The 25875-nt window shown below is 58.5% G+C and carries 25 protein-coding genes; 9 read left to right on the top strand and 16 right to left on the bottom strand.

All coding sequences use genetic code 11. The features are described 5' to 3' along the window. The first annotated feature begins 17 nt into the window (after nucleotides 1–17). From DESU86_RS02290 to grdA, 8 genes are all read left to right on the top strand, one after another. Complete coding sequence (locus DESU86_RS02290; RefSeq protein ID WP_179979567.1) at nucleotides 18–1265, top strand: glycine/sarcosine/betaine reductase component B subunit; 1248 nt, start codon at nucleotides 18–20, stop codon at nucleotides 1263–1265. 125 nt (nucleotides 1266–1390) lie between these two features. Next, nucleotides 1391–2674: a glycine/betaine/sarcosine/D-proline family reductase selenoprotein B gene (locus DESU86_RS02285; protein ID WP_179979566.1), complete on the top strand. Its 1284-nt coding sequence runs from the start codon at nucleotides 1391–1393 to the stop codon at nucleotides 2672–2674. Nucleotides 2675–2753: 79 nt separating this feature from the next. Continuing rightward, nucleotides 2754–3989 carry an SLC13 family permease gene (locus DESU86_RS02280; RefSeq protein WP_179979565.1) on the top strand — a complete coding sequence of 412 codons (1236 nt, stop codon included), beginning with the start codon at nucleotides 2754–2756 and terminating at the stop codon, nucleotides 3987–3989. A 130-nt stretch (nucleotides 3990–4119) separates the two neighbouring features. Next, the gene (gene trxB / locus DESU86_RS02275; RefSeq protein WP_179979564.1) at nucleotides 4120–5034 is read left to right on the top strand and encodes a thioredoxin-disulfide reductase; all 915 of its coding nucleotides are present in this window, start codon (nucleotides 4120–4122) and stop codon (nucleotides 5032–5034) included. Then, the gene (gene grdC / locus DESU86_RS02270; RefSeq protein WP_332068183.1) at nucleotides 5015–6592 is read left to right on the top strand and encodes a glycine/sarcosine/betaine reductase complex component C subunit beta; all 1578 of its coding nucleotides are present in this window, start codon (nucleotides 5015–5017) and stop codon (nucleotides 6590–6592) included. Before trxB ends, grdC begins: the two co-directional genes overlap by 20 nt. A gap of 8 nt (nucleotides 6593–6600) precedes the next feature. Further along, complete coding sequence (gene grdD, locus DESU86_RS02265) at nucleotides 6601–7767, top strand: glycine/sarcosine/betaine reductase complex component C subunit alpha (RefSeq protein ID WP_179979562.1); 1167 nt, start codon at nucleotides 6601–6603, stop codon at nucleotides 7765–7767. 43 nt (nucleotides 7768–7810) lie between these two features. Then, complete coding sequence (locus DESU86_RS02260) at nucleotides 7811–8128, top strand: thioredoxin family protein (RefSeq protein ID WP_179979561.1); 318 nt, start codon at nucleotides 7811–7813, stop codon at nucleotides 8126–8128. 102 nt (nucleotides 8129–8230) lie between these two features. Then, nucleotides 8231–8707, top strand: a complete 477-nt coding sequence (gene grdA, locus DESU86_RS02255) for a glycine/sarcosine/betaine reductase complex selenoprotein A (RefSeq protein ID WP_179979560.1) — start codon at nucleotides 8231–8233, stop codon at nucleotides 8705–8707. Here the strand turns inward: grdA and DESU86_RS14655 are convergent. Next, nucleotides 8640–9047 (bottom strand): molybdopterin-dependent oxidoreductase, encoded by a 408-nt coding sequence (locus DESU86_RS14655; RefSeq protein WP_332068194.1) that lies wholly within the window; start codon nucleotides 9045–9047, stop codon nucleotides 8640–8642. The two genes, grdA and DESU86_RS14655, sit on opposite strands and share 68 nt — an antisense overlap. Before the next feature lie 82 nt (nucleotides 9048–9129). On the opposite strand from DESU86_RS14655, the gene DESU86_RS02250 reads away from it, so the two are divergent. Continuing rightward, nucleotides 9130–9483, top strand: coding sequence for a transposase (locus DESU86_RS02250; protein ID WP_179979559.1), 354 nt, complete (start codon nucleotides 9130–9132; stop codon nucleotides 9481–9483). 74 nt (nucleotides 9484–9557) lie between these two features. Here the strand turns inward: DESU86_RS02250 and DESU86_RS02245 are convergent, their stop codons facing one another. The 15 genes from DESU86_RS02245 to DESU86_RS02180 form a co-directional block, all read right to left on the bottom strand. Continuing rightward, entirely contained in the window at nucleotides 9558–11774 is a 2217-nt protein-coding gene (locus tag DESU86_RS02245; protein WP_197957530.1) for a sigma 54-interacting transcriptional regulator, read from the bottom strand. A 63-nt stretch (nucleotides 11775–11837) separates the two neighbouring features. After that, on the bottom strand, nucleotides 11838–13124 hold the full coding sequence (locus tag DESU86_RS02240; RefSeq protein WP_179979558.1) for a molybdopterin molybdotransferase MoeA: 1287 nt from the start codon (nucleotides 13122–13124) through the stop codon (nucleotides 11838–11840). Between the two features lies 1 nt (nucleotide 13125). Beyond that, nucleotides 13126–13869, bottom strand: a complete 744-nt coding sequence (locus tag DESU86_RS02235) for a formate dehydrogenase accessory sulfurtransferase FdhD (protein WP_179979557.1) — start codon at nucleotides 13867–13869, stop codon at nucleotides 13126–13128. Nucleotides 13870–13908: 39 nt separating this feature from the next. Further along, a complete protein-coding gene (gene fdhF / locus DESU86_RS02230) occupies nucleotides 13909–16107 on the bottom strand; it encodes a formate dehydrogenase subunit alpha (protein ID WP_179979556.1) in 2199 nt (732 codons plus the stop codon). 104 nt (nucleotides 16108–16211) lie between these two features. Further along, entirely contained in the window at nucleotides 16212–16718 is a 507-nt protein-coding gene (locus tag DESU86_RS02225; RefSeq protein WP_179979555.1) for a 4Fe-4S dicluster domain-containing protein, read from the bottom strand. A gap of 253 nt (nucleotides 16719–16971) precedes the next feature. Next, complete coding sequence (gene hycI / locus DESU86_RS02220; protein WP_179979554.1) at nucleotides 16972–17445, bottom strand: hydrogenase maturation peptidase HycI; 474 nt, start codon at nucleotides 17443–17445, stop codon at nucleotides 16972–16974. Continuing rightward, nucleotides 17442–17861, bottom strand: coding sequence for a formate hydrogenlyase maturation HycH family protein (locus tag DESU86_RS02215; protein WP_179979553.1), 420 nt, complete (start codon nucleotides 17859–17861; stop codon nucleotides 17442–17444). Before DESU86_RS02215 ends, hycI begins: the two co-directional genes overlap by 4 nt. Further along, a complete protein-coding gene (locus DESU86_RS02210) occupies nucleotides 17854–18672 on the bottom strand; it encodes an NADH-quinone oxidoreductase subunit B family protein (RefSeq protein ID WP_179979552.1) in 819 nt (272 codons plus the stop codon). Before DESU86_RS02210 ends, DESU86_RS02215 begins: the two co-directional genes overlap by 8 nt. Before the next feature lie 2 nt (nucleotides 18673–18674). After that, complete coding sequence (locus DESU86_RS02205; protein WP_179979551.1) at nucleotides 18675–19199, bottom strand: formate hydrogenlyase complex iron-sulfur subunit; 525 nt, start codon at nucleotides 19197–19199, stop codon at nucleotides 18675–18677. Next, the gene (locus DESU86_RS14595; protein ID WP_269474302.1) at nucleotides 19193–19327 is read right to left on the bottom strand and encodes a hypothetical protein; all 135 of its coding nucleotides are present in this window, start codon (nucleotides 19325–19327) and stop codon (nucleotides 19193–19195) included. The genes DESU86_RS02205 and DESU86_RS14595 overlap by 7 nt, the downstream gene beginning before the upstream one ends. Before the next feature lie 17 nt (nucleotides 19328–19344). Continuing rightward, on the bottom strand, nucleotides 19345–21084 hold the full coding sequence (locus tag DESU86_RS02200; RefSeq protein ID WP_197957529.1) for a hydrogenase large subunit: 1740 nt from the start codon (nucleotides 21082–21084) through the stop codon (nucleotides 19345–19347). Between the two features lies 1 nt (nucleotide 21085). Beyond that, on the bottom strand, nucleotides 21086–22717 hold the full coding sequence (locus DESU86_RS02195) for a hydrogenase 4 subunit F (protein ID WP_197957528.1): 1632 nt from the start codon (nucleotides 22715–22717) through the stop codon (nucleotides 21086–21088). 3 nt (nucleotides 22718–22720) lie between these two features. After that, entirely contained in the window at nucleotides 22721–23380 is a 660-nt protein-coding gene (hyfE, locus tag DESU86_RS02190; RefSeq protein ID WP_179979550.1) for a hydrogenase 4 membrane subunit, read from the bottom strand. Nucleotides 23381–23382: 2 nt separating this feature from the next. Next, on the bottom strand, nucleotides 23383–24879 hold the full coding sequence (locus tag DESU86_RS02185) for a hydrogenase 4 subunit D (protein WP_179979549.1): 1497 nt from the start codon (nucleotides 24877–24879) through the stop codon (nucleotides 23383–23385). A gap of 18 nt (nucleotides 24880–24897) precedes the next feature. Then, nucleotides 24898–25875, bottom strand: a complete 978-nt coding sequence (locus tag DESU86_RS02180) for a respiratory chain complex I subunit 1 family protein (protein ID WP_269474301.1) — start codon at nucleotides 25873–25875, stop codon at nucleotides 24898–24900.

The raw sequence follows: 25875 nt of genomic DNA, 5'->3' as shown, positions 1-25875 counted from the left end.
TTATTGAGGAGTTGTTCATGAATCTTGAATTGTGCGACTTTCCAGTTAAAGAGGTTCGGTTCGGAGCACGGACGGAATTGTCGGGTGCCGTTCTTACAATCGACAGAGAGGAAATGGCCCGCCGGGTCAATGACGATCAGTTTTTTTCAGAAGTGCGGATAAACGTTGTCCGGCCCGGTGAATCCGCACGGATCATCAATGTCATGGATGTGATGCAGCCCCGCATCAAGGAGGACGCGGGCCTGAACCCTTATCCGGGCGTATTCTCGCCCATGAGTCTGGCAGGCAGTGGACGCACCCACGTGCTTGAGGGCGTCAGCGTCATGCAGACTGGCAATCGTCAGGGCATTCAGGAAGGCATCATTGATATGTCCGGCCCCGGCGCGCAGTATTCCCTTTTTAGCGCGCTCCATAATGTTGTCCTCAATTGCGTCACGGAGCGTGAGGTTTCAAATGTGGAGTTTGACAAGGCCACGCGCAAGGCTCTTGTGGCGGCGGCCCTGTACCTCGGTGAAACCACGCGGGGTATGCAGCCGGAAAAGATCCGCCATTTTTGCATGGACGCCCCCATTGAAACGCCGCTGAAGAAAATCGTTTACATCTATTATCTCCAATCGCAGGGCCCGTTACGCAGCACCTTTGTGTATGGTGAAAACGTTACCGCGCTGCTTCCCACCTTGCTGCATCCCAATGAAGTACTGGATGGCGCCATTGTTAGCGCCAACTACATTATCGCCTGCCAAAAAAATCCCACCTATTTGCACCTCAACAATCCTGTGGTGCTGGAACTGTGTGCCAACCACGGCAAAACCCTTGAGTTTGCCGGTGTGGTCATCGCCAACGAACACAGCACGCTTTTCGAGAAAAAGCGCACGGCGGAATTTGCCGCCAAACTGGCCCGGCAGTTGGGCGCCCACGGCGTAATCATGACGCAGGAAGGCGGCGGCCACGCCGATTCGGATCTCATGTTCTGCACCCAGGCGTGCGCGGCCCAGGGCATTGCATCGGTAATGCTCATCAATGAACTTGCCGGACCCGAAGGTGATCAGCCCTCGCTGGTGGATACGACGCCCCTGGCCAAACATGTGATCAGCACAGGCAACAATGATCAGGTTGTCGTCCTGCCGCCTGTGTCCACCCTTTTGGGGGGAGCTTCCCTGCTCAATGTTCCCGATGCGTCCCAGTCGTTCAAAACGGCGTTGGGCAGAATGTATACGGCCACCAACCAGCTCGGGGCTTACAGGTTGCAGGCCGCCGCGTTCTGAACCGCGGTGGGGTGAAAAGCCTTCTGCCAGAAAGTAACGCGGCTTTGTTGAAAGCGCCCTGAGGGTGTGCACACGCCATCCACAGACCGAAATGGGAAATAAAACTCCAACCACTACGGAGTGCGATGATGAAGATCGTCCACTATCTCAATCAGTTTTTTGGTCAGATCGGTGGAGAAGACAAGGCGGACATTCCCCCGCTGATCAGGCATGAGCCCATCGGCCCAGCCCAGGCTTTTGCCGTACAGTTGAAGGACATTGGCACCGTATCCGCCACTGTGGTCTGCGGTGACAACTATATGGCCGAGAATCAGGACAAGGCCATTGAAAGCCTCTTGACCTTTATCCGTTCCGAGAAGCCGGATCTGTTCATGGCAGGCCCGGCATTCAATGCCGGCAGGTATGGCCCCGCCTGTGGAGCCATCTGCGCTGCAGTGACGGAAGAGCTGCACATCCCTGTTATTACGGGAATGTATTCAGAAAACCCCGGTGCGGAAATGTACCGTCATAAGGTGCTCATTGCGCAGACGGGCAATTCCGTGGCGGGCATGCGCCCGGCCATTGCCGCCATGTGCGCTCTGGCGCGCAAACTGGCTGCCGGCGAGCCACTGGGGCCAGCCGCTGTGGACGGCTACCTGCCCTCAGGCCTCCGCAAGAATATCTGGAGTCCCGAGACCGGAGCCCGGCGTGCAGTGGAGATGCTGCTTGCCGTTACTGATGGCAAGGACGTGCCAACGGAACTGCCCATGCCCGTCTTTGACGAGGTGGCTCCCGCAGCCCCGGTGGCGGATGTGTCCAAAGCGCGCATCGCGCTGGTGACGGAAGGCGGACTGGTGCATAAGGGGAACCCTGAAGGTTTGGAATCCTCCCGCGCCAGCAAGTTTTTCCGTCTTTCGCTGGAAGGCCTGCAGACGCTGTCTCCTGATGCCTTTCAGACCGTACACGGTGGCTACAATAACGCTTTTGTCAACGAAGATCCCAACAGGCTGGTGCCCCTTGATGTCTGCCGCGACCTGGCGAGCGAGGGGCTTATTGGCGAATTGGCCGAGTATTGTTTTACAACCACCGGCAACGGCACATCATACCAGAACAGCAAGAACTTTGGCGCGGCTATTGCTTCGGCCCTGCTGGCCGACAATGTGCAAGGCGTCATCCTCACATCCACCTGAGGAACCGGAACTCGTTGCGGTGCAACGATCACCAAAGAAATCGAGCGGTGTGGCATCCCCACAGCGCAAATCTGTACCATAACCTCCATAGCCTCGGCCATTGGCGTGTCGCGCATTGTCCCAGGGGTCGGCATTCCGCACCCTGTGGGCAATCCTTCACTGACGCCCGCTCCTGAAAAAAATCTGCGCAGACAGATTGTGCTCAAGGCGCTGGAGGCTGTCGCCAGAGAGCCAGCCTAGCCCCGTAAGCAAAGCAGCACTTCCCGTGCCAATATCATGAATATGATCACAAACTACAATCCCATCAGGAGTAGTGTTTATGACAACTCTTCAGATTTGCGCGCTTGTCTGGCTTGCCTTTGTGTTTAGCCTGAGTCTGTGGCAGCACATCAACCTTGGCCTGATCATGATTCCGGCCAGTTTCATCCTTGTTCTGTTCACGGGTCTTCCGCTCAAAGATCTGTATTCCGCTTTTCCCGCCAAACTGGTGCTGCTGGTGCTGGGGGTCATGTATTTGTGGAACCATGTACAGGAAAGCGGCTTTGCGGGAATTATCGTTAAAAAAGCCGTAGCGTTGGCCAAAGGCAGGGTCTACCTCCTCCCCTGGATCATCCACGTGCTGGCGGCCTTCATCTGCGCTGTGGGCGCCCTGCCTGCCGCCGCCTTTGCCATCACTGTTCCCGTGGCGCTGGAAATAGCCAAACGCGAACGCATCAGCCCAACACTTATGGGTATTATCCTTATTCAGGGATCGTGCGTAGGCGGCTTCACGCCTTTTAACCCTTGGGGCAACCTCGTGGCCGAGCAGGCCGCCAAGGCTGGCATCCCCCTGGACGCTTTGTATCTTTTCCTTGCTCAGGGCGTCATTGCCGTGGCCGTGGCCGTGGCGGCCTTTTTCATCTTTGGCGGTCTGGAGCTGCTGCGCCGTCCCATAAGCACAACCATGGCCGAAAGTGAAGGAACCTCTAAAAAAACTGTTCTTACGCCATACCAAATCTGCTCGTTCCTGGGCATGGTGGCCTTCATCGTTCTGGTGCTTTTCAAGTATGATGTCGGTCTGACCGCTTTTACAATCGGCATGGTCCTGCAAATTGCCTTCCGCATCAAATCCAAAGCGGCCCTGAGCAAACTGCCCTGGGGCATTTCCATCATGATCGCTGGCGTACTGATCTATGTGGGCTTACTGGAAAAATTGGGCGTGCTGCACTCCATAGGCGACTACCTTGTGAGCATACAGCACCCCTCGCTGGTACGGTTCAGCGTGACCATCGTGGGTACGATTCTGGCCAACTTTGAATCCTCATCGATCGCCGTTCTGGGGCTGGTCATTCCCGTGGCTGTAAAATCCATGGTCGGGGTTACAACCATCCTTTCCAACAGCATTTATCTGGGCGTGCTCTCGGGCTGCCTGGTGGTCATGTGCGCCAGTCCTTTTCATATCGGCGGCGCTCTCATCCTGTCTGAAGCGGAAGACTACGATCATACGTTCAAGCAGCTTTTGTTCTGGGTTTTGGGGCTCACCCTCGTTATGCCGTTTATCACCTTCCTGTTGTAATTGCGCAGGCATGTTTGGAGAGGAGGGCGACTGCGCGCATCTCTGAAACGTCACGGAGAACACGCAGGGATGGAGAACGTACTTGTCTGGCACGCCCTGGGGGGGATGCCGGAGAACAGCAGGAAGAGACATGGAAAAACGTGAACTGATCATCATCGGCGCTGGGCCAGCCGGGCTCGCTGCTGCCATCTACGCCAAGCGCGCCGGGATGGATACGCTTGTATTGGAAAAGGGACGTGCTGGTGGTCAGATTTTGACCACCAGCAGAATAGAAAACTATCCCGGCCTTCTGGAAAGTACCGGATCTGGCTTGGCGGACGCCTTTCGCGCTCATGCCGAGTTTTTCAAGGCCGAGTTCAGAACAGCCTTTGTGCATAAGGTTGAAGTTCGCGGCAAGAGCAAGATTGTCATTTTCAGGGATGGCACGGAGCTTGAGGCCGGAGCCGTCATTGTGGCCAGCGGGGCCAGTTTTCGCAAGCAGGGCTGCCCGGGAGAGGGAAAGTACACGGGTATGGGGGTTTCGTACTGTGCGGTATGCGATGCAGCCTTTTTTGAAGATATGGACGTGGCGGTCATAGGCGGCGGCAACACCGCTGTGGAGGAAGCCTGTTATCTTACAGGATTTGCTTCCAGGGTTTACCTGGTGCACCGCCGCGACCAGTTCCGCGCCGACAAGCTGGTTGTGGAGCGTGCCCTGGCCAACCCGCGAATAGTGCCAGTTATGGACAGTGTGCTGGAATCCATTGAAGGCGCCGACATGGTTGATAAAATAGTGGTGCGTAACGTTAAAACAGATACCCGGAGCGAGATACCCCTGAACGGCGTGTTCATATTCATAGGCATGCTGCCCAATGACGGCTTTGTGAACGGTTTGTTGAAAAGGGTTGATGGCGGCTGGCTGGCCACGGATGAAAATCTGCAAACATCCGTCCCCGGCATTTTCGCGGCTGGCGACGTGCGCAGCACCTCGTTGCGGCAGGTGGTCACAGCGGCAGGCGATGGGGCCAGGGCGGCCATGTCGGCCTATGCATACCTGCATCATTAAGCGCATCAGGGAGAACACAGTCATGAATACCGCTGGTATCAAAGCAGCAGCGTATTGCCTGAATTTCGCACCCGAGCTGGCATTGCACCATGGGGGCACCCCGGCACAGGAACGTATGGCAAAGGGGGATTCCGAGTTTCTTCGCGCGCTGCCCCGGCACGCTCAAACCTTTGCACAGGCTCAGGCATATGCGCCAAACAAAACATATATCGGAGCCATGAGTATTGAGGAACTGGTAAATGTTCCCGCTCCCTGGACGGAACATGCCGGGACCCCGACCCGGTTCGGCAAATTCGGAGAAATCATGCCCGAGGATGAATTCATCGGGCTTATGGACATCTGCGATGTTTTTGATCTCATATGGCTGGAAGAAGGCTTTGCGCAGCATGTGGCGACGAGGATGGCCCAAAGCCCCGTATTGGGTGAAAAGCAGTTGGCCCGCCTGGAAAAAGGGCATCCTGCGGCTGAGCTGGCTGAAACAATTGAAAAACACCACGCCCTGCCTTTGTATTACGAAGACCGTGTGGTCGGGTGTTGCCGCCGCGCCCACGACACGGATGAAAATCTTGAAGCGTCCATAATGCTGGAAAATATCGCCTGCAAGGCCAGCGGCGTCCTGGCTTTGCTGCATCTCATGAAAAATGCCGGGATGTCACCTGAAGAGATTGATTTTGTAGTTGAATGCTCAGAGGAAGCCGTGGGCGACGCCATGCAGCGCGGCGGCGGCAACATGGCCAAGGCCATTGCCGAAATCGCTGAGTGCGGCAACGCCAGCGGGCTTGATGTGCGCGGTTTTTGCGCCGGGCCTGTGGCGTCAACCATTGTGGCCGCAAGTATGGTGGCTTGCGGCGCACGCGCCAATGTGGCGGTGGTGAGTGGCGGGTCTGTGCCAAAACTCTACATGAACTCACGCGATCATGTAAAAAAGGGATTGCCTGCCTTGGAAAACTGCGTCGGCAGCTTTGCCCTGCTGATTACGCCCGATGATGGGCAGACGCCGGTCATCCGTCTGGATTGCCTTGGCAAGCATTCTGTGGCTGCAGGGGCGGCGCCGCAGGCCATAACCTCGGCCCTGACGTTTGAGCCGCTGACTCGTGCCGGGCTCAAACTGACGGATATCGACAAGTACGCGCCGGAACTGCACAACGCCGAAATTACGTTGCCTGCTGGTGCAGGCAACGTACCCGAGGCCAACTACAAGATGATTGCGGCGCTTGCGGTGATGAAAGGGCAGTTGGAGAGGGCGGATATTCCCAAATTCGCGACGGAGCGCGGAATGCCGGGCTTTGTCCCCACGCAGGGGCATATCCCTTCCGGAGTGCCCTATATTGGGCATGCCCTGGAAGCGCTCAAGGCGGGAACCTTGCGGCGGGTCATGATTATCGGCAAGGGCAGCCTGTTTTTGGGCCGCCTGACAAATCTTGCCGACGGCGCGTCCTTTATGGTGGAAATGCCCAGCGAAAAAACGCATCCGGCGGAAATGGCGAGCAAGAGAGAGGTTCTGGAGGAATTGCTTGCCGCGCTCTCCGATGTGGCGGCCAACCTGCAAAAGAACTAGAGGGCGCTATGGGTACGCAAGACAACAGACGCGCCGTCATTGGCAAATCTCTTGAAAACCTGGTGGCAAGAGCCCGCGCTGGCCGCGAAGGGTGTCGTGTCGGCCTGATGGCCGCAGGTGGCGAACACGGCGATGAGGAGTTTCTGGCCGCAGCCAGGGCCGCCATGAAGGCGGATGCGGCGCTCACTGTCGTGGGGGTGGGCCCTCGGCCCATAAATCAGATTCCCGATGGTATGGAGTGGATAGAGACCGGTCGTGAAGACAGAGAACTAGCCTCCGGTATGGAACATGCGCTGGATTCCGGCGTCATTCAAGGGGCTGTGGCCCTGCATTATCCCTTTCCGATGGGCGTGACAACCGTGGGGCGCATGCAAACGCCCGCGCTGGGCAAGCCCATGTTCGTTGCTTCCTGCACGGGCATGAGCGCTGCCCACCGGGCCGAAGCCATGCTGCTCAATGCGGTGCTGGGGGGAGCTGTAGCCAGGGCAATGGGTACGGCTTCCCCCCGGGTGGGGGTTCTCAATCTGGATGGCGCCCCGCAGGTGTTGCGGGCGCTCTGTCACCTCGTTGAAAAAGGATATCCATTGCAATTGGGGGCAAGTTCACGGAAGGACGGCGGCTCGCTGCTGCGCGGCAACGACCTGTTGCGCGGAGTTGTGGACGTGTGCGTCACCGACACCCTGACGGGCAACGCGCTCATCAAGGTCTTCGGAGCGTTCACTTCCGGCGGCTCTTACGAAGCCAGCGGATGGGGGTACGGCCCCTCTGTGGGAATTGGCTGGAAGAGAGTGGTGTGTATTGTTTCCCGGGCTTCGGGCGCTTCGGTCATATCCAACGCTTTGCTCTACACAGCCGCTTGTGTGAGGGCCAGGCTGCCGGAGGTGGTGGCAAACGAGCTGCGTCTGGCCAAAAAGGCCGGACTGGATGAGGAGCTGGCAATCCTTACAGCGGCAAAACCAGCTCATGCGGAAGAGGTGCGCGCGCCGACCGTGGTGCCAACCGACGCGGAAATACACGGCATAGATGTGCTTGATTTGGAGGTGGCGGTACGCGCCCTGTGGAAGCGGGGCATCTACGCGGAAGCCGCCATGGGCTGCACCGGCCCCGTCATCAAGCTGGCGGGCGTCAGTACGGACGAAGCGCACAGTATCTTGGCCGAGTCCGGGTATCTATAAAAACCTGCATGTGGCATCAGCAGAAAATAGTAAGGGATGCATCATGATTGTTGTGGATAAGGAAACGTTTGAGGCGGAAGTGCTGCAGAGCAGCACACCTTGTGTGGTGGATCTCTGGGGGCCCCAGTGCGGGCCATGTCTGGCCCTCATGCCCGAAGTAGAAAAGCTCGCAGCTGCCTACGAAGGGCGGATCAAGTTCTGCAAACTCAATGTTGCGGAAAATCGTCGTCTGGTCATCAGTTTACGGGTCATGGCCGTGCCTACCATCCTCTTTTATAAAGGGGAAGAGGTTGTGGCGCGCCTCTCGGGCGACAATGTGTCAATTGAGGCCATCAAGAGCGAAACGGAAAAATTGTTGTGATGCGCTCAGCCAGCCCCGCATGTGCCGGGCTGGCTGCGGGCCTGCGAGAGCAGGTTCCATAGCCTTCACATGAGAACCCGCTTAACTATCTTGGAGTACATGATGAGCAAACTTACTGGGAAAAAACTTTTACTGCTGGGCGAACGGGACGGTGTCCCCGGGCCAGCAATGGCGGATGTTTTCGCCAACTCGGGAGCCGAAATCCTGTTTTCGGCAACCGAGTGCTTTGTTTGAACTGCCGCCGGAGCCATGGATCTGGAAAATCAGCAACGCGTAAAGGACGCGGCTGAAAAGTGTGGTGCGGAGAACATAGTGGTGATTCTCGGCTCATCCGACCCTGAAGGTGCGGAAATCTATGCCGAAACCGTCACTCTGGGCGACCCCACCTACGCTGGATCCCTGGCTGGAGTCCCGTTGGGACTCTGTGTGTATCACGTTCTTGAACCCGAGATGAAGGCGGAGGCCGACCCCGCCAAGTGGGAAGAACAGATCAGCATGATGGAAATGGTGCTCAATGTGGACGCCCTGGCAGAAGCGGTGCATAAAATGCGCGACGCCAACAGCAAATATGCATTGTAGGCAGTAGGAAAAATCGCGGCATGGAGCGGATCCATGCCGCGATAGCAATTTTTGACGCGCTGGAAACGCAGGATTCCCCCGGGGGCATGGCATGAACGCTGCCCACGGTGCGTAGGGCCATAAGCGCCGCTATTTTGCTTTCGCGACAGTCCCAAAGCGGCATGGTCAGGGCAACGTGGTCGCCAGCTTTTTCCCCATGGCGTTCAAGCACAGCCCGCATGCGTTCGGTTACCATATCGGCGGCTTGCTTGTAGGTTATGCGTTCCCACTGTCCATCAGGCTTTCGACGCATGGGTTCGGTGATGCGATAGGGGCTGTTGACCAGTTCGACGATAGTCATCCCTTTAGGGCACATGGCTCTGACCTTCCCCCCTAAAAGTATGCCATTGAAAAGTTAGTGTTCCTGACATTGGAGCACAAGAATGAAACGTAGCAGATTCACCGAAGAACAAATTATCGCGTTCTTGCGGCAAGGCGAGGCTGGAGTGCGCGTTGTCGATCTGTGCCGTCAGAATGGCATTTCGGATGCGACCATTTACAAATGGCGCAGCAAGTTCGGTGGGATGAACATTTCTGATGTAAAGCGGCTGTGCCAGTTGGCGGATGAGAACGCCCGGCTGAAAAGACTCGTAGGCGAGCAGGCTCTTGATATTGTCGTCCTGAAGGATGTGCTCTCAAAAACTTTTGAAGCCCGCAGCCAACAGGGAAGCCGTGCATTACATTCGTACTGGGCATGGCTACTCTGCGCGGCGGGCTTGCCAAGTGATTCAGTTTAATCACTGTTCAGCCAGGCGGCCACCTTCTGAAGTTCAAATATGGAAGCGGCGATGCGGAGTCAGACGGGCTGCGTTTACCCGCGTGTTTCCAGCACATCCTTGATATCAATGCCCATGCGTTGCATGCGCGAGAGCAGGGTTGTGCGTTTGAGGCCAAGCATGGCCGCTACCCCTCGCGAACCAGCCATGACGCCGTTGCAGGCCAGAATGGCGGCCACAATACGGTCGCGTTCGCTGCTGGTCTCGCCAGGTTGGTGGTGGGTATCCGTATGGGCAGGGTGGATGGGATGCGCGGACGCAACCTGAGCAGAAGCCTCGTGTCTGCGCTGAAAATGCGCTGCAACAGGGGCGGGAACTTCCAGCGGGCAGATATTCAGGTTGGGGCCACTGGAAAGAATCACGGCGCGCTCGATAACATTGGCCAGTTCGCGCACGTTGCCGGGCCACGGCTGGTCGCAAAGCCAGCGCAGAGCGGCTGAGGGAATATTTGTGATATTCTTTTTCATTTGACGCGCCATCTGCTGGGTAAAGTGCTTGGCCAGCAGGGGAATGTCCTCGCGACGCTCGCGCAGCGGCGGAATGGCGATGGGAAAAACATTAAGGCGATAGAACAGGTCGTCCCTGAAGGTGCCGTCGAGCACCATCTCCTGAAGGTTTCTGTTGGTGGCCGCCACCAGGCGCACATCCACGGGTATGACCTTATGGCCGCCAAGGCGCTCAATTTCGCGCGATTGCAGCACTCGCAGCAATTTGGGCTGCAATTCCAGCGGAATATCCCCCACTTCATCCAGCATCAGAGTGCTGCCGTGGGCCAGTTCAAAGCGTCCCTTGCGTTGCGTGGCCGCACCAGTAAAAGCGCCTTTTTCGTGCCCAAAAAGCTCACTTTCTAAAAGACCGGCAGGAACCGCAGCGCAGTTCATCTTGACCATGCGTTTGGATTTGCGCGGGCTGCGATTGTGAACAGCCTGGGCGAAAAGTTCCTTGCCCGTACCGGTTTCACCCAGCAGCAGCACGGTGCTGTCGCTGGCGGCCACCATATCCACCTGTTGCAACACGCGCATGATGGCAGGGCTTTGCCCAATGATGACGCCAGGATCCGACTGGTGCAGTATCTGCTCTGAAAGATACAGGTTTTCTTGGACAAGATAGTTTTTTTGAACAGTAACCGTGGCATAGTCGAGGGCGTTGCGCACGGCAATGGCCACGCGCGAGGCTATCTGGCCCAGCAGGCTGACCGATTCGTGGGTAAAAACATCGGGGTGGCTGTGCGCCAACAGCATGGCCCCTAGGCAGTACTGGCCAAAATACAGGGGAAAAAGTCCCGCCGCCTGGTTGCCGTTGCCAAGAATGAAGTCCGAGGCCGGGTCTTTGCGTGAAAGTTTTGCGATGTCGCCCTGCCGCACCAACAGGGGTTCGTTGATGTCGTTACAGCGGTTGAACAGGCTTCCCGGCAGCGGAAACGTTCCTGCGGGCGCTGTGGGGGCAGTCTTCGACAACGGCGGCCGTGCGCAGTGGAAGGAAAACATGTCGTCGGCTTCGCGCAGCAGCAGGGCAAAGTCGCGTATGCCAAAAAATCGCCGTATCTCGCTGGCGACCACTTCCACCATGTCATTCATTTCAAGTGTGCCGATGGCTGTGTTGGTCACGTCCACAAGAATGCTGAAGTGGTCCCGCTCGCGGCGCAAGTTTTCTGTTTCCAGACGCACGCTTTCCATGTTGATAATGGACGTTACAGAAGCCGTGACCACCCCGGCCAGCACCCGGAAAAAAACAAGCGAATCAGGGCTGAAAACGCTGCCGTCCGTTTTGAGAAAATCCATGACGCAATGGCTGCCGCCCAGTGTGGAAACGGGCACAAAAAGACAGCCGCTGGCATTACGGTACTGGTCAAGATTTGCAATGGCGGGAAAATCGCGCTGCAACTGCTCCGCATCAAGGCAGACCACATCGGTCTGGCTCCAGAATTCTCGCTGGCCCTTTTGGGGAATCAGGTCTTCTTCTGAAAGGGCAGAGCGGCCAGCGCTTTCATCAAGCATAAAGAGCCGCGCTCTTTCCTGCATGGGTGCTGCAACGACGATGTGGATGCGCTGAAAGGCCATGAGCGAATCACAGCAGTGTTTCAGCATGCGCAAAAGGCTGGGAATGTCTTTTTGCAGGGGCAGTGTGCGGCTGGCGGCGAGCAGGGCTTCCTGCCAGACAATGGCTGTGTTTTTTACCATTTCAGTGGTGGTGGCTGTAAAGAACCCTGCTGGAGGTGTGTATCCGGGGGGGACGGGGGAAGGGATAACCACAACATTCCTCCATGTAGCATAGGGTATGATTATATCTCTGTCTACAGACAGTACCTATGAGGATCAGGGCAAAATGATGTCTACCTCCATGCCTTTGCGCACCGGGTTGCTGCCGGCGGGAATATCCACAAAGCAGTTGCAGTCGTCGCACAGGGCCGGTTGCCCCATGCGCCGGGCGTCTCTGGCAAAATACACGTCCTTGCCCTCAAGGCGCGCCAGCACGATGCGCCGTTCGTCTTTGCGGAACGAGCCAAAGTCGTTGCGGGCCACGGCCTTTTGCCGCACCGGAGCAAAGCGTGTCGCGCCGCTGATTTTTTTCAGCACCGGAACAGCCAGCAAGCCAAAGGTGGCGGCTGCCGCCACAGGATTGCCCGAAAGCCCCAGCAGCAGTGTTTGCGGCAGGGCTGCGCCTAGCGTCATGGAGCCAGGCTTGAGGCGCAAACCCTGAAACAGCAGGCTGCCGCCCTGTTGCGCCGCAAGCTCTGCGGCTATGGCGGGCACAAGATCTCTTGGCCCCACCGAAGCACCGCCGGTGGTGATAACAAGATCGCTCCCGGCCAGCATTTCTGCCAGGTATGCCTGCAATTCCATCCGGTTGTCGCCCCTTGTCGCCATGCGCACGATGCGCGCGCCCATTTTGCGCAGGCGCAGACCCAGCAGGGTGCTGCTGATGTTGTAAATGCCGCCCTGCGGCAGCGGCGCGCCGGGCAGAACAAGTTCGCTGCCCGTTGCCAGCAGGCTGACCCTGGGACGGCAAAAAACGCGCACATGGGCATGCCCCTGACCCGCCAGCAGGCTGAGCGTACCGCTGTGCAGCACATCGCCGCTCGCGGCAAGCAGGCTGCCGCCTTCCATGTCCTGCCCGCGCATGCGGCAGTTGCGCAGGGCGGCCAGGCTGCGTGAAATAACCACGGTCTGGCTGTCGGCCAGGGTGTCCTCCTGCCATACAACGCAGTCTGCACCCTGCGGCAGCACGGCCCCGGTGGTGACCCGTGCCGCCTGACCGGGTTCAAGGGGGAGCCCCGGCGCGTCCCCGGCATAAAGATGCTGGGTAACCAGCAGGATAACGGGGCGTTCTGGCGAGGCGCCGGCAATGTCGGCACTGCGCAGGGCATAGCCATCCACCTGAACCCGGTCGTAAGGAGGCTGGGGTAACGTGGCGCGCACATGGGCAAAACATATGCGGCCATCGGCATCAAAAAGGGGTACTTCTTCCGACGCGGTTACTGTGGGCGCGTGCCGCAAAAGCAGCTCAAGGGCTTCTTCCAGCGGCAAACTTTCCCGCTCTGGCTGAAAGGCGGCAAGTTGGGCATGCCCACCCGCCGTAAAGAGTTGCTGGGTGCGGTTCATCTCAGCATATCCTTTGCGGGCACGTGTAAATATTGATGTTGTCGCGGCGCACAAAGCCCAGCAGGGTAATGCCGCAGACTTCGGCCATGTTCACGGATGTGAGCGAGGGGGCCCCCGGAGCGATGAGCAGCTTGACCCCGCAGGCCACAACCTTTGAAAGCATGTCCGAGGCGAGCCGCCCGCTGAAGATGAGTATTTTGCCGTTTGGGTCCAGGCCTTGCAGCAACATGGCCCCTATGACCTTGTCCAGCGCGTTGTGACGGGCAATATCTTCGCAAAAAAGCAGCAGGCTGTCGGGCGTGGCCAGAGCGCAGCTGTGGGCTGCGCCAGTGGCGCGAAAAAGATCGCAGCGTTCATTGAATGCCTGTTGCAGGGCATGCACCTGCGCCGGGGCAAGGCGCACATCACCGGAGGCTTCAGCGGCAGGCGTGGGGCATGCTGCTACCGAAACCTCGATGACACAGTTTTTTTCATCAATATCAAGTGATTGCAAGGCAGAAATTTCATGCAAAAGGCCAAGAGTGCGCAGCCGCCCCACGGCCAGTTCGCGCAGCAAGCTTGGCATACAGTGCATTTCGGCCACGGCAATGCCATTGCAGACAAGTTCGTAGCGTTCTTCGCGCAGCAGCACGTCTACAACCTCGCGGCGGCCCAATGGCCCGATGCGGGTGATGATACGGTCAACGCTTATGGAAGGAGCAATGGGCTGCTTCATGGTTGTGGTTCCCCCGCGCGGATTTGGCATGGCCGCATCCGCGCGGGGGATTGCTGAGGGTTATATCAATCAGGCAGGGACTTTCTGGGCTGAGCCGTCGGCCTTTTCTTTGCGCAGGCGCTGCTTCAGTTCGCTGTACACCTGCACAACATAGCTTTCGGCCCAGGTCTGATCCTCTATTTTTTCAACACGGACAGGCACATACTTGTATTCCGGCGTTTTGGTGATGGGGCTTAACACCTCGCCCACCAATTCGTTGCATGCGCCGACCCACCATTGGTAGGTCATGTACACCGCGCCCTGGTTGGTGCGCGGGCTGACCTGCGCCCGGGTGATGACCTTGGAGTGGTGCGACTGCACCCATACAAGTTCATGGTCGCGGATGCCAAGGGCTTCCGCATCCTTGTCGTTCATCTGCACAAAGCCGGGTTCGTCCGCCAGTGCCGCCAGCGCCTTGCAGTTGCCTGTCATGGAGCGGCAGGAGTAGTGGCCCACTTCGCGCACTGTAGAGAGCACCAGAGGGAACTCGGAGCTGGTTTTTTCCACAGGCGGAACCCAGTCCACCGTAAACAGGTGTCCCAGTCCGTCGGCAGTTTCAAACCTGATGCTTCCGTCAGGCTGGGCATAAAGCACCTGGGTGCCGTTTGGGGCATCCTTGGTGCAGGGCCACTGAATGTAGCCAAGCCCGCCGTCTGCATCGAGTTTTTCATAGGTAGCTTCCGCATACTTGGGCGAAAGCGAGATCAGTTCGTCCCAGATCTCCCTGGTATTGTTGTAGCGCATGGGATAGCCCATGGCCGTGGACAGGCGGCAGATGATGTCCCAGTCCACCTTTACGTCGCCCTGCGGTTCCACAGCCTTGTAGAAGCGCTGGAAACCACGGTCGGCAGCCGAATACACGCCTTCGTGTTCGCCCCACGTGGTCGTGGGAAAGATCACGTCGGCCACGGCTGCGGTCTTGGTCATAAAGCAGTCCTGCACGATGAGCAGGTCAAGCTTGCTGAAACCACTGCGCACGCCGGGAAGGTCAGGTTCTGTCTGCAAGGGGTCTTCACCCATGCAGTAGAAGGCCTTGAGCCTGCCTGAGGCAGCGCTTGAGGCGACTTCGCTCAGGTAATGGCCAACCTTTGACGACATGCGCTCCACAGGAACGCCCCAGGCCTTGGCGAATTTCTCGCGCATGGCAGGGTCGAGCACGCTTTGGTAACCCACAAACACGTTGGGCAGCGCGCCCATGTCGCAGGCGCCCTGCACGTTGTTTTGCCCGCGCACCGGCGCAACGCCGGTGTGGGGTTTGCCCAGGTTGCCGGTAATCAGAGCCATGGAGGTCAGTGCCCGCACGGTTTCCACGCCCTGATAGAACTGGCATACGCCCATGCCCCAGTATATGCCCGCCCCATCGGGGGCAGTGGCATACATGTGGGCGGTCTTGCGAATGGTTTCCGCGTCAATGCCCGTTATTTCCGTGACCGTTTCGGGAGCATAGTTGTCCACAATGGCCTTGAGTTCCTCAAAACCTGTGGTGTGCTTTTCTATGAACTCCTTGTCGGCCAGATCTTCATGGATGATGACGTGCATCAGGGCATTGACGAAGGCCACGTTGGAACCGTTTTTCAGGGGCACATGCAGGTCGGCGATGCGCGCAGTTTCAATCTTGCGCGGGTCACAGACAATGATGGTCGCCCCTTTTTCTTTGGCTTTCACCACCCTGCGGGCGATGATTGGATGGGAATCTGCCGGATTCCAGCCAAAGATGAATATGCATTTGGTATCTTCAATCTCCACAATGGAGTTGCTCATTGCGCCATTGCCGACAGATTGTTGCAGACCTGCAACCGATGGGCCGTGTCAGACCCGCGCGCAGCAGTCGACATTATTGGTGCCGAGAGCCGCGCGGGCGAATTTTTGCATTATGTAATTGGTTTCGTTGCCGGTGGAACGCGAGGACCCGGATACCATGATGGAGTCGGGGCCAAAGTCATTTTTGATGGCCGTGAGGCGCGATGCGGCGTAGTCGATGGCCGTATCCCACGAGACAGCCTCAAACTCGCCGCCGCGCTTGCGGCGGATCATGGGGTTTTTGACCCTTGGGGTCAGGATTTTTGTGTCGTTGATAAAGTCCCAGCCATACAGACCCTTGAGACACAGAGCCCCCTGGTTGGTCAGGCCGTTGGCGCCTTCAGCGCCCACGACCTTGCCGTTTTCAACCAGCAGGTTGATCTTGCAGCCCGAAGCGCAGTAGGGGCAGACTTCTATTACTTTTTTCATGATGTCCTCTTGTATTCATTTAAACAGCGGCGGGCACTCCGCTGCTCCGGCAGACATGTGGGGCCGCACTGCAACACGAATCTGGCGTGCCGCCCAAAAAGTTTTCATTGAAATGCGACAGTTCCTGCGGGCTGCACCGTTTCATCCTCCACCACAAACAGCACGTTGGTGGGGCAGGCCCGCACGCAGGAGGGACCTTCGGGCACGCTGGCGCACAGGTCGCACTTTTGCGCCAGGGCCTTTTGGCTGTAGCCCAGCGGTTTGCCGCAAACTGTGCGGCGTACCCTGTGGCTTGTGACCCGCATGACCCCGTAAGGACAGGCCATGATGCAGGCCTTGCAGCCTATGCACTTCTCACGCAGCACGGTGACGCTTTCGCTGTTCACCACAATGGCTCCGCAGGGGCAGGCGGCGGCGCAGGGGGCGTCCTCACACTGGCGGCAGGCCACCGGCGTGCTGATGTCTTCGTACTTCAGGATGGCAACTCTGGCTTTGAAGTCAGAGGCGGTCATGTCTTCGATACGCAGTTCACTGTGCGCCAGGGCGCAGGCTATCTCACAGGTGCGGCAGCCTATGCACCGCCCCGGGTTGGCCGCTATGCGTTTTTTCATGGAAAGCCCTTGCTTGTTTGTCCGACACGGCGTGTGGCCATGCGGTTTTCGTTAATTTGCAACAAGGATGCCAGAGTTTTGCAAAAATAGTCTGGTATTCTGTTGTCTTACGATTGTTGTACAAAGTACGGTTGTCTTTGCTTCGTCAAAATTGACGAAGCATCACAGCGCAGGTTGGTGCGGAAGCTGTGGCAATCGTTATTACACCAGATAGTTAGCAATCTTTTTCTGTTTCGACATTTTTGACGAAACATCAGGGCAGCCAGGGAATGTCGGCAAGACCACCTGCCAGCCCCGCGTGGATGCGATCCACCGCCTGCTGCACGGCATCGGTCACTGGCAGGCAAAAGCCCACCTCCTGTGGCTGAATGCCCAGAAACACAACCTGCTCGATTTCCTGTTTCAGTTCATCCATAATGAATGAAAGCGGCATGTTATGTGTGCTGGCTATGCCCATGACCCGGATGCGTTCCTTGTCCACAAAGCGCATTTCACCGGGGGGCAGCCCCAGTGCGGCAACGTCCACAATAAGCAGGCGCTGCGGCTTCATGGCCTTGACGGCATACGTGACGTTTTCGGGCATGGAACCGCCGTCTACCACAGTCCAGCCCGGGACGGGCGCGGCTTCCAGGCGTTCGCACAAAAGCGGGCCTGCGCCGTCGTCGCCCATCAGGCTGTTGCCCACTGTCAGCACCACGCTGCAGGTCTGGGGTGCAGGAGCGGTCATTCCATCCTCCGGGGCAACTGCACCATGAGGTAGAGTGCTGGTTCTTGCTGAATGGCGGCCAGCTGTTCCATAAGGGCGGCGCTCCAGCCCCTGTACGGTTCGTCCATGCCAGGCATGGCTTGGGCAAAAGCCTTGCCCAGCATGCCCGCATGGTTCGCGTCAATGTGTATTTCGCCAAAGGTCAGCAAGCCCGACATCTTGCGGCGGGCCTCGCCCTGCGGCAGCAGGCCCACCCATGTCTCATAGGCGTCTTTGGGGCATTCCAGCACCTTGACGAGGCAGTCGATAACCCCCACGTGATGCCCGATGGCAAGGGAATAGTACATGACCTGCTTTGTGGCGTCTGATTCGGGAAGATCCTTTTGGGTATCCAGAAATTTTCGCCGCAGCGCGTGAAAGCGGACCATCTCAGTCATGGCAGATCCCCTGATCCTGACTCATGTTCAGGCTGTCGAAAAACATCTCGCGCAGACGGAAGAGAATCTCCGTCAGGCGCGGGTCATCGGCATCGCGAATCCATTTTTGCAGGTTGCCTTCAAGGGCCGCCGTGCTGCCCGCCTCCAGGCAGGTGAAGAAGCGGTCGCTGATTTCCCTGCCCTGACGGTAGCCCGCCAGCAGGCGCGCCTCGCGTTCGATCCGCACGCGGATGTCCAGCGGAGCGTCGGGCAGCAGGGGGGCGGGGGCTGCTGCGCCGGATTCCTCGTGGTTGCGTTCCTTGAGCTTCTGGTCCAGCAGACCGAGGGCCACGGCAAGGCCATAGATGGTGGCCTGCGGGGTGGGTGGGCAGCCGGGAATGTACACGTCTATGGGCACGATCTTGTCGCTGCCGCCCCATACGCAATACATGTCGTGGAATATGCCGCCGCTGCAGCCGCACGCGCCGTAGGATACGCAGATCTTGGGATCTGGCGCGTTGTGGAAGGCGCGCAGGGCGGGCATGCGCATGGCGCGGGTCACTGCGCCCGTAAACAGCAGAATGTCTGCATGGCGGGGCGAGGGAACCACCTTGATGCCGAAGCGCTCCGCGTCAAAGATGGACGTGATGGATGCGAAGATTTCAATTTCACAGCCGTTGCAGCCGCCGCAGTCAATACGGTAGACGTAGGCGGAACGCTGAATGCGCTGCAAAAGCGCCGCCTTGAGCGCCGCTACGGAATCCTCCACGCTGACAGGCTCGGTTTTGTAGTGCGAGACACCGGGCGCGTAGGCATAGGGAACAATGGACATGGCTATACCTCCTGCCGGGGCTTGAGGCCGAGGGTCTGCTTGCGTTTGCACTGTGGGCAGGTTTCAAACTGCCGCCGCTGGTCGGGGTCTTCTTCCGTAATGCCGTCCGCCTGCATGGTCAGGGCCAGGGCGTAGTCCACTTCCTTTTGCGGGGCAAAGGCCGTGCCGCACTGGCTGCAGTGGCACAGGCTGAAGGTGCAGCGCTCGTACAGATCGTCTTTGCGCATGACGGCAAGTTCAAATTCCTGCGAGAGATGCAAGGCCCTGGTGGGGCAAACCTCTTCGCACCGGCCGCAAAAGATGCAGCGCCCGGCGGAGAACTGCCAGGTGCGCACGCCCTTTTCCAGATCGGTTTCGATGGTCAGGGCATTGGGCGGGCAGGCGATGGCACAGGCTCCACAGGCAATGCAGCGCTTGGGATCGTATTCCGGCTTGCCGCGGAATGTGGGCGTGAACTCGGCAGGCGCGAACGGATACTTGATCGTTACCTCGCCCGCATCGCGGATTATTTTGAGTAATTTCAGCATGACAGCGCCTCCTCAAGCATGTTGCGCAGATGCGTGGCCGTTGCAGCGGCGCTGTGCCGGGACGCCGTGGCGGCAGAGACCGTGCTGCGCTGCTGTGAGCGGTTCTGGTGAAAGTTCATGGTTTTCATACGCTTTGCCACATGCTTCAGGGCAGAGGGGAATGTTTGCGGTCAATGCCGTACTGCTCAAATTCCTGATACGGCACGGTTTTGACCTTCTTTTTGCGCACATCCACAAGGGTTACGCGGTCGGTGCAGGAGTAGCAGGGGTCAAGGCTGCCGATAATGAGGGCGGCGTCGGAGATCGTGTTGCCGCGCAGGGCGTAGCGCAGCACCGGCCAGTTGGCATAGGTGGCCGCGCGGCAGCGCCAGCGGAAAACCTTCTGGTTGTTGCCGGTCATGCTCCAGTGCACGTCTTCGCCGCGCGGCGCTTCGGTAAAGCCCAGGGCGAACTTGTGGGGGGTGTAAGTGAAACCCTCGGTCAGCACCGGGCCGCCGGGCATGTTGTCCAGCACGTAGCGGCACTGGGCGATGGAATCGAACACTTCCTTCACCCGCACAAGGGCACGGGAAAAGATGTCGCAGCCATCAAAGGAGAAAACGTTGACCGGGATATGCCCGTAGGCTTCAAAGGGATGGTCGCCGCGCACGTCACGGGCAAAGCCGCTGCCCCGGATCATGGGGCCTACGGGGCTGTAGTCGCGGGCGACCTTGCGATCAAGAATGCCCACGCCCCTGGCGCGCTGGTCAAAGTTGGTGGTGCTGAGGAGCATGTCCACCAGTTCGGCCACTTCTTTTTCTATGGCATTGAGCAGGGTTGTGGTGGTTTTGCGCGCGTCGGCCAGAATGTCGTTGCGGATGCCGCCAATGAGGTTGAGGCCGTAGGTCTTGCGCGAGCCGGTCAGCAGTTCGGCAATGGTCATGGATTTTTCACGCACGCGGAAGAATTGCTGAAAGCCCGCGTCAAAGCCCGTAAAGTGACAGACAAGCCCGAGGTTCAACAGGTGGCTGTGCAGGCGCTCCGTCTCCAGCAGCAGGGTGCGTATCCAGCGGGCGCGCATGGGCACGTCAATGGCAAGGGCGTTTTCCACCGAGTTGGCATAGGCGATGCTGTGGGCATAGCCGCAGATGCCGCACACACGCTCGGCCAGAAAGGTGACTTCGTTGTAGCCCAAGCGCACTTCGGCGGCTTTTTCCATGCCGCGATGCACGTAAAACATGCGGTAGTCTGCATCTACGATATTTTCGCCGTCCACAAAGAGCCGGAAGTGGCCGGGTTCGTCAGAAGTGACGTGCATGGGGCCAAGAGGCAGGATGCGGTTTTTTCCGCTGCCCAGTTCGTTGATGAAATCGTAGGTTTCCGTGTCCGTGGTGGGCGCGGGACGCTGGCGATAGTCCATGCTGTCCTTGCGCAGGGGGTACAGGTTGTCCGGCCAGTCGTCGGGCAGCACCAGACGGCGCGCGTCGGGCAGACCCACGGGGGTGAGGCCGTACATGTCGCGAATTTCGCGCTCGCCCCACACGGCTGCGGGAACCCTTGGCGTTACGGAAGGGAACTCCTGCCGGTCAGCATCCACAAAGGCACGCACCACAATCCAGCATTTTTCGCCTTCTTCCATGGAAAGGGCGTAGTAGATGGCAAAACTGCCATTGAGCGTGCGTTCGTCGTTGGCAAAAACCACCGGCAGCCAGCCGCCCTGATCGTAGTAAAGATATGAAACCACGTCGGGCAGGGCATCCAGCTTGACCGTGAGGGTGAGCTGGTTGCTGGTCTGCCGTTCTTCATCAAGGACGGCGTAGGGAAAGCGCTGTCGCACGTTTGCCACATACCCCGTGCCGCGGTTGCCGCTGGTGGGGTTTTGGGTCTGTTTCGTGGTAGTGCTCACGTTATATCTCCTGGCGGGAAGAAGTTTGCCTGGCTGCGTCGGTTGCAACAGCCTCCTGAGAGGCGGTGCGCACCATTTCACGCAGGGCGGGCTGTACCTGGGCAGTGGCGGTATCCTTGTCCAGCACGATGTTGGTGGCTGCGTTGAGCATGTTCACCACCGGGGCTGGCGTGCATGTGCCCATGACAAGCAGCAGGCCCAACAACGCGGCTGCGGGGATGAGGGTCATGCAGCCCTGTTCGCCTTTGGCGATGGATTCCGGCGGCGGGCCGGAGAGCGTCACCGCCACCAGATGCACCAGCGCGCCCAGGGCGACCATGAGCAGCACGGCCAGAGCCGCCACCAGATACATGTGCCCGGAACTGATGCCGGAAACGACCACCATGAATTCGCTCAAAAATACGCTGAACGGCGGCAGGCCGCTCAGGGCCAGGGTTCCTGCCGCAAGAAACACGGCGGAGACAGGCATGATCTTGAGCATGCCGCGCACGGTGGTCATGTCGCGCGAGCTGTACTTGAGCAGCACGTTGCCCGACACGCAGAACACAAGGCCTTTGGCAAGGCTGTGGCTGATAACGTGGAACAGCGCGGCAAAGATGCCCAGCGGGCCGCCAAAGCCAAGGCCCACGGCGATGATGCCCATGTTTTCAACACTGCAATAGGCGTAGCGGCGTTTGATGTCGTTTTGCGAGACCATGCTGAATGCGGCCACAAGTATGGAAAGCAGGCCAAGGGCCAGCAGCATGTTTTGCGGCACCGTGCTTGAGATGCTGCGGCTGATAAGTATGTAGTACCGCAGGATGACCAATATGGCCGCCTTGAGCAGCACGGCGGAGAGCAGGGCGCTGGTGGGGCTGGGGGCTTCGCTGTGGGCATCGGGCAGCCATGCGTGCATGGGGAACAGCCCGGCCTTGGTGCCAAAGCCGATAAGCACGAATACAAAGGCCAGATACATGAGGGTCTGGTCAAGACCGCCAGCATAGCGCAGGGCTTCCGTCCAGAAAATGGCGTCCGAGGGGTCGAGCCCCTGGGCGCTCATGGCTGCGGAGGCGTTGGAATACACCAGCACTGTGCCGTAGAGGCCAAAGGCCACGCCCACGGTGCAGATGATAATGTACTTCCAGGCTGCTTCGAGCGAAGAATTCTGGCCGTAAATGCCCACCAGAAATGCCGATGCCAGGGTGGTGGCTTCTACGCCCGCCCACATGAGGATGAGGTTGTTGGTGGTGATCACCGAAACCATAGTGAAGATGAACATGTGAAAAAATCCGTAATAGTTGCAAAGTGTTGCTACGGAAACTTCGCCGTGATCCACTTCCTGCTTCATGTAGCCGTATGAGTACAGGCCTGTGATCGTCCCCAGCACGCCAAGTACGGCAAGGAAGATGGCCGAGAGGCTGTCGAGGTACATCCACTTGCCGGCGGCAAAGAGCGGGCCATGTTCGTAGACCGCGCTCACCAGTCCAAAAGCGGTGGCCAGAAGGGCCGCACAGCCTGCCGTGTTAATGATGTTGACCACAGTTCGTATGCCGCGCCCGCAAAAGGCGCAGGCAAAGCACAGCAGCGATGTGACCAATGGGGCTGCGAGCAGCAGGCAAAAAAGCATGGGGCTGCTGTTGGTCATGGCATTCATGGCTCACCCCTTCAGCGCGGAAAGATCATGCGCGCGCAACGTGTTCATGGTGGTGAAAATGCGGCGTACCATGTAAACCATGATGATGACCGCGAAGATGGCGTCTGTGGAAATACCTATTTCCACAAGATGCGGGGCCTGATTGGCCAGCAGGGCCAGGGTCATGTGCGCGCCGTTTTCCATCAGGCAATAGCCGAATATCTGTTTGATGATGTTGCGCTGCACAACAATGCACATAACGCCGATCATGAAATGCCCAAGCGATACGGCCAGTACAGGTTCAAGCCCGTGCTGCGTGATAATGGGCACCTGCACAGTGCTCACCACAAAGTGGCACAGGAGCAGAAGAACTGCGGCAAGAATGACAACCACGGATGTGGGAATGACCATTCCCTGCGCTTCGGGGTCGTTCATGGCGCCAAGGGCCTTGTACATGATCAGCGGCACAAGGATGACCTTGGTCAGAACGGCGGTTCCGGCCCAGGTGTACAGCTCGTGCGCCTGCATCAGGCCGGCCAGCGCAATGAACGAGAGCACCAGCACGGCAGACTGCACGGCATACAGCAGCGCGGATGTGGTGGCTTTTTTGCAGGTGACCACCATCAGCGATGTGACCACCAAAAGCCCAGCGAGATTGTTGATGATTATGCTTGAACTCAACATGCTTAGCCTCCGTGGTTCAACCAGTAAACGGCCATGATGCTGGAAGAGAACGACATGAAAACAAGGATGGCCAGCACCAGCTTCATGGCGGCGGGAACAGGCTGCGCCTGCGCCACAACCTCAGAGGGTTTGCCGGGTACAGTCTTGCCGAACCAGTAGAGGAACCAGGCAAAGCTGCCCACGGATTCGATCATGACCAGTATGGTCAGCACCATCACAAACCAGTGGCTCGAGCCAAGGGCAAAACCTGTGGTGAAGATGGGGTATTTGCTGAAAAAGCCGTTGAGCGGCGGTACGCCGGTGATGGCCAGTGCCGCCACACAAAAGCCTATGCCAAGCAGAGGCAGGCGTGACAGGATTCCCTGCAACTGGGTGAGGGTGCGCGTGCCGCAGGTGTAGCTGAGCGCTCCAGCCACGAGGAAAAACAGGCTTTTTGCAAAGGCATGGTTGAAAATGTAGGCGACTGCGCCAAAAAGCAGCACCGTGTTGCGCAGAACAGGATCCGTGCACAGGATGGCCAGCGAAATGGCAAAGAAGATGTATGAGAGCTGGGTAATGGTGGAATAGGCCAGCAGGCGTTTCATGTCGGTCTGCGGCAAGTACATGATAAAGCCGTAGATGAGGGTTATCACGGCCATGACCATGCCCACATGACCCACAACCGGGGGGACGTCTCCTGCGGCCATGACGGCGCGGGCAAAAATGAACACGCCCACCTTGACCATGGAGGCCGCGTGCAGGTAGGCGCTCACCGGGGTGGGCGCTTCCATGGCGTCGGGCAGCCACATGTGCATGGGAATCTGGGCCGATTTGCCCCAGGCCGCAAAGAGCACGCCGCCCACGATGATGATCTTGGCGGTATCCCCAAGCCCGGCCATGCCGGAGAGGGCAAAGGAGCCGGTCTCATGGTACAGCCAGGCTGCAGCCACATAGAGGCCCAGCGCGCCAAGGTGGGTCACCAGCAGGGCTTTCATGCCCGAGCGCAGCGCCTTGGGAGTCTGGTAGTAGCCGATGAGCGCCCAGGAACAGCCGCCGGTGATTTCAAAGAACAGCAACTGACCAAAGAGAGTGGAGGAAAGCGTAAGCCCGGCCATGGCGCCGATAAAGGCCAGCATGATGGCGTAAAAACGGGTAGTGCCCTCATGCGGATGCTCGCGGTTGCCCTTGGTCAGGTAGGCTGTGGAGTACAGCACCACCAGAAATCCGAGAAAAACCACGGCAAAACAGATGAGCGTGCTTACCCTGTCGATGAGTACGCCGAATATTTCCACTGTGTGTCCAGCGCCGCCAAGTAGGGTGGAGCTGTAACTTACAAGGCTGAATGTGCAGTTTTCGGGCATGCCTGCATTGAGGTATGCCAGGCCAAGGGCCGCGCTGCCCGCCGAAGCGGCAAGGGCAACCACCAGCGCCAGCGCCCGTGCCGCGCGATACGGCAGACAGGCGGCGAGCAACGCGCCGATGAACGGTATCAGGATTGTTGCCAGTGCAATTTTATCCATGACTTCTTCCTCGACGCCCTAGAGCTTGCTGAAGTAAAAGACGAATGCCAGGGCCGCCACGCCAAAACCGGACCACGTGACGCGCGGCGTCAGCAGAAAGCGTCCGCGGGCAAGGCTGTTTTCGTACAGCGATGCCAGCACAAAGATGACCAGCAGCTTCAGAACGAAGACGACGGCTGCGGCCAGCAAGGTTACAGCGTTCAGGCTCTCCGGCGTTGCATTGCCAAAGGGCAGAAACACGCTGATGAACACGCTGGCAACGACCGCCTGCTTGAACTTTACGCCCAGGCTGACCAGAGCAAGGCCGGGGCCGGAATACTCGGTCAGCGGGCCTTCCTGAAGTTCTTGTTCCGCTTCGGGGTAGTCAAAGGGGATCTTGCCCATTTCAATAAATACGGCAAAAGCGCAGGCCGCCATGGCCAGTGCCGCCGCCGTGGGCATGGATCCACCCCAGTTCTGGCGAAACACCTCGCTGATGACGCCGAGGTTGGTCGAACCCGCAATAAGGGCCGCCACCAGCAGGGCCAGCATGAGCACGGGCTCCACCAGCACGCCCAGCAGCATTTCACGGCTTGCGCCCGTACCGGCATAGGGACTGCCCGAATCCAGCCCGGAAAGGGCAAAGAAAAAACGGTAAAGAGCAAAAAGATACAGCAGGGTTATGAGATCCGCCGCGCTCGCCATCTGCGAACCGGTCACGATCACGGGAAGCGTCATGGCTATGGCCGCAGCGCTGGCAATGAGCACAAAGGGCATGATGCGGAAAATGATGCCCGATTGCGCAGGAGTCACTTCCTGCCGGGTCATGAGCTTGGCCAGGTCGCGGTAATCCTGCAGCACGCCTGCGGCGCCCAAAGGCCCAAGGCGCGAGTGCATTCTGGCCCGGATTTTACGGGAAATGCCGGACAGCAGAGGGGCCAGCAAAAGCAGAAGCAGCGTCTGCACGGCGGCCAGCAGCAAGGATACCGGCCAGGACAAGGATTGCATGGTAAACAT

Source organism: Desulfovibrio sp. 86 (genome assembly GCF_902702915.1).
Classification (GTDB): domain Bacteria; phylum Desulfobacterota; class Desulfovibrionia; order Desulfovibrionales; family Desulfovibrionaceae; genus Desulfovibrio.
The sequence above is the reverse complement of the archived record's forward strand: the minus strand, read 5'-3'. Positions and strand labels throughout refer to the sequence as shown.

What these genes read in the sequence shown, in the direction of transcription:
- DESU86_RS02205 (WP_179979551.1), bottom strand. Translation starts at nt 19,199, where the DNA reads ATGCTGAAATTACTCAAAATAATCCGCGATGCGGGCGAGGTAACGATC.
- DESU86_RS02280 (WP_179979565.1), top strand. Translation starts at nt 2,754, where the DNA reads ATGACAACTCTTCAGATTTGCGCGCTTGTCTGGCTTGCCTTTGTGTTT.
- hycI (WP_179979554.1), bottom strand. Translation starts at nt 17,445, where the DNA reads ATGACCGCTCCTGCACCCCAGACCTGCAGCGTGGTGCTGACAGTGGGC.
- grdD (WP_179979562.1), top strand. Translation starts at nt 6,601, where the DNA reads ATGGGTACGCAAGACAACAGACGCGCCGTCATTGGCAAATCTCTTGAA.
- DESU86_RS14595 (WP_269474302.1), bottom strand. Translation starts at nt 19,327, where the DNA reads ATGAAAACCATGAACTTTCACCAGAACCGCTCACAGCAGCGCAGCACG.
- DESU86_RS02180 (WP_269474301.1), bottom strand. Translation starts at nt 25,875, where the DNA reads ATGTTTACCATGCAATCCTTGTCCTGGCCGGTATCCTTGCTGCTGGCC.
- trxB (WP_179979564.1), top strand. Translation starts at nt 4,120, where the DNA reads ATGGAAAAACGTGAACTGATCATCATCGGCGCTGGGCCAGCCGGGCTC.
- DESU86_RS02240 (WP_179979558.1), bottom strand. Translation starts at nt 13,124, where the DNA reads ATGAACCGCACCCAGCAACTCTTTACGGCGGGTGGGCATGCCCAACTT.
- DESU86_RS02185 (WP_179979549.1), bottom strand. Translation starts at nt 24,879, where the DNA reads ATGGATAAAATTGCACTGGCAACAATCCTGATACCGTTCATCGGCGCG.
- DESU86_RS02235 (WP_179979557.1), bottom strand. Translation starts at nt 13,869, where the DNA reads ATGCCAAATCCGCGCGGGGGAACCACAACCATGAAGCAGCCCATTGCT.
- DESU86_RS02195 (WP_197957528.1), bottom strand. Translation starts at nt 22,717, where the DNA reads ATGAATGCCATGACCAACAGCAGCCCCATGCTTTTTTGCCTGCTGCTC.
- DESU86_RS02290 (WP_179979567.1), top strand. Translation starts at nt 18, where the DNA reads ATGAATCTTGAATTGTGCGACTTTCCAGTTAAAGAGGTTCGGTTCGGA.
- DESU86_RS02260 (WP_179979561.1), top strand. Translation starts at nt 7,811, where the DNA reads ATGATTGTTGTGGATAAGGAAACGTTTGAGGCGGAAGTGCTGCAGAGC.
- grdC (WP_332068183.1), top strand. Translation starts at nt 5,015, where the DNA reads ATGCATACCTGCATCATTAAGCGCATCAGGGAGAACACAGTCATGAAT.
- DESU86_RS02225 (WP_179979555.1), bottom strand. Translation starts at nt 16,718, where the DNA reads ATGAAAAAACGCATAGCGGCCAACCCGGGGCGGTGCATAGGCTGCCGC.
- DESU86_RS02210 (WP_179979552.1), bottom strand. Translation starts at nt 18,672, where the DNA reads ATGTCCATTGTTCCCTATGCCTACGCGCCCGGTGTCTCGCACTACAAA.
- DESU86_RS02250 (WP_179979559.1), top strand. Translation starts at nt 9,130, where the DNA reads ATGAAACGTAGCAGATTCACCGAAGAACAAATTATCGCGTTCTTGCGG.
- DESU86_RS14655 (WP_332068194.1), bottom strand. Translation starts at nt 9,047, where the DNA reads ATGACTATCGTCGAACTGGTCAACAGCCCCTATCGCATCACCGAACCC.
- DESU86_RS02215 (WP_179979553.1), bottom strand. Translation starts at nt 17,861, where the DNA reads ATGACTGAGATGGTCCGCTTTCACGCGCTGCGGCGAAAATTTCTGGAT.
- hyfE (WP_179979550.1), bottom strand. Translation starts at nt 23,380, where the DNA reads ATGTTGAGTTCAAGCATAATCATCAACAATCTCGCTGGGCTTTTGGTG.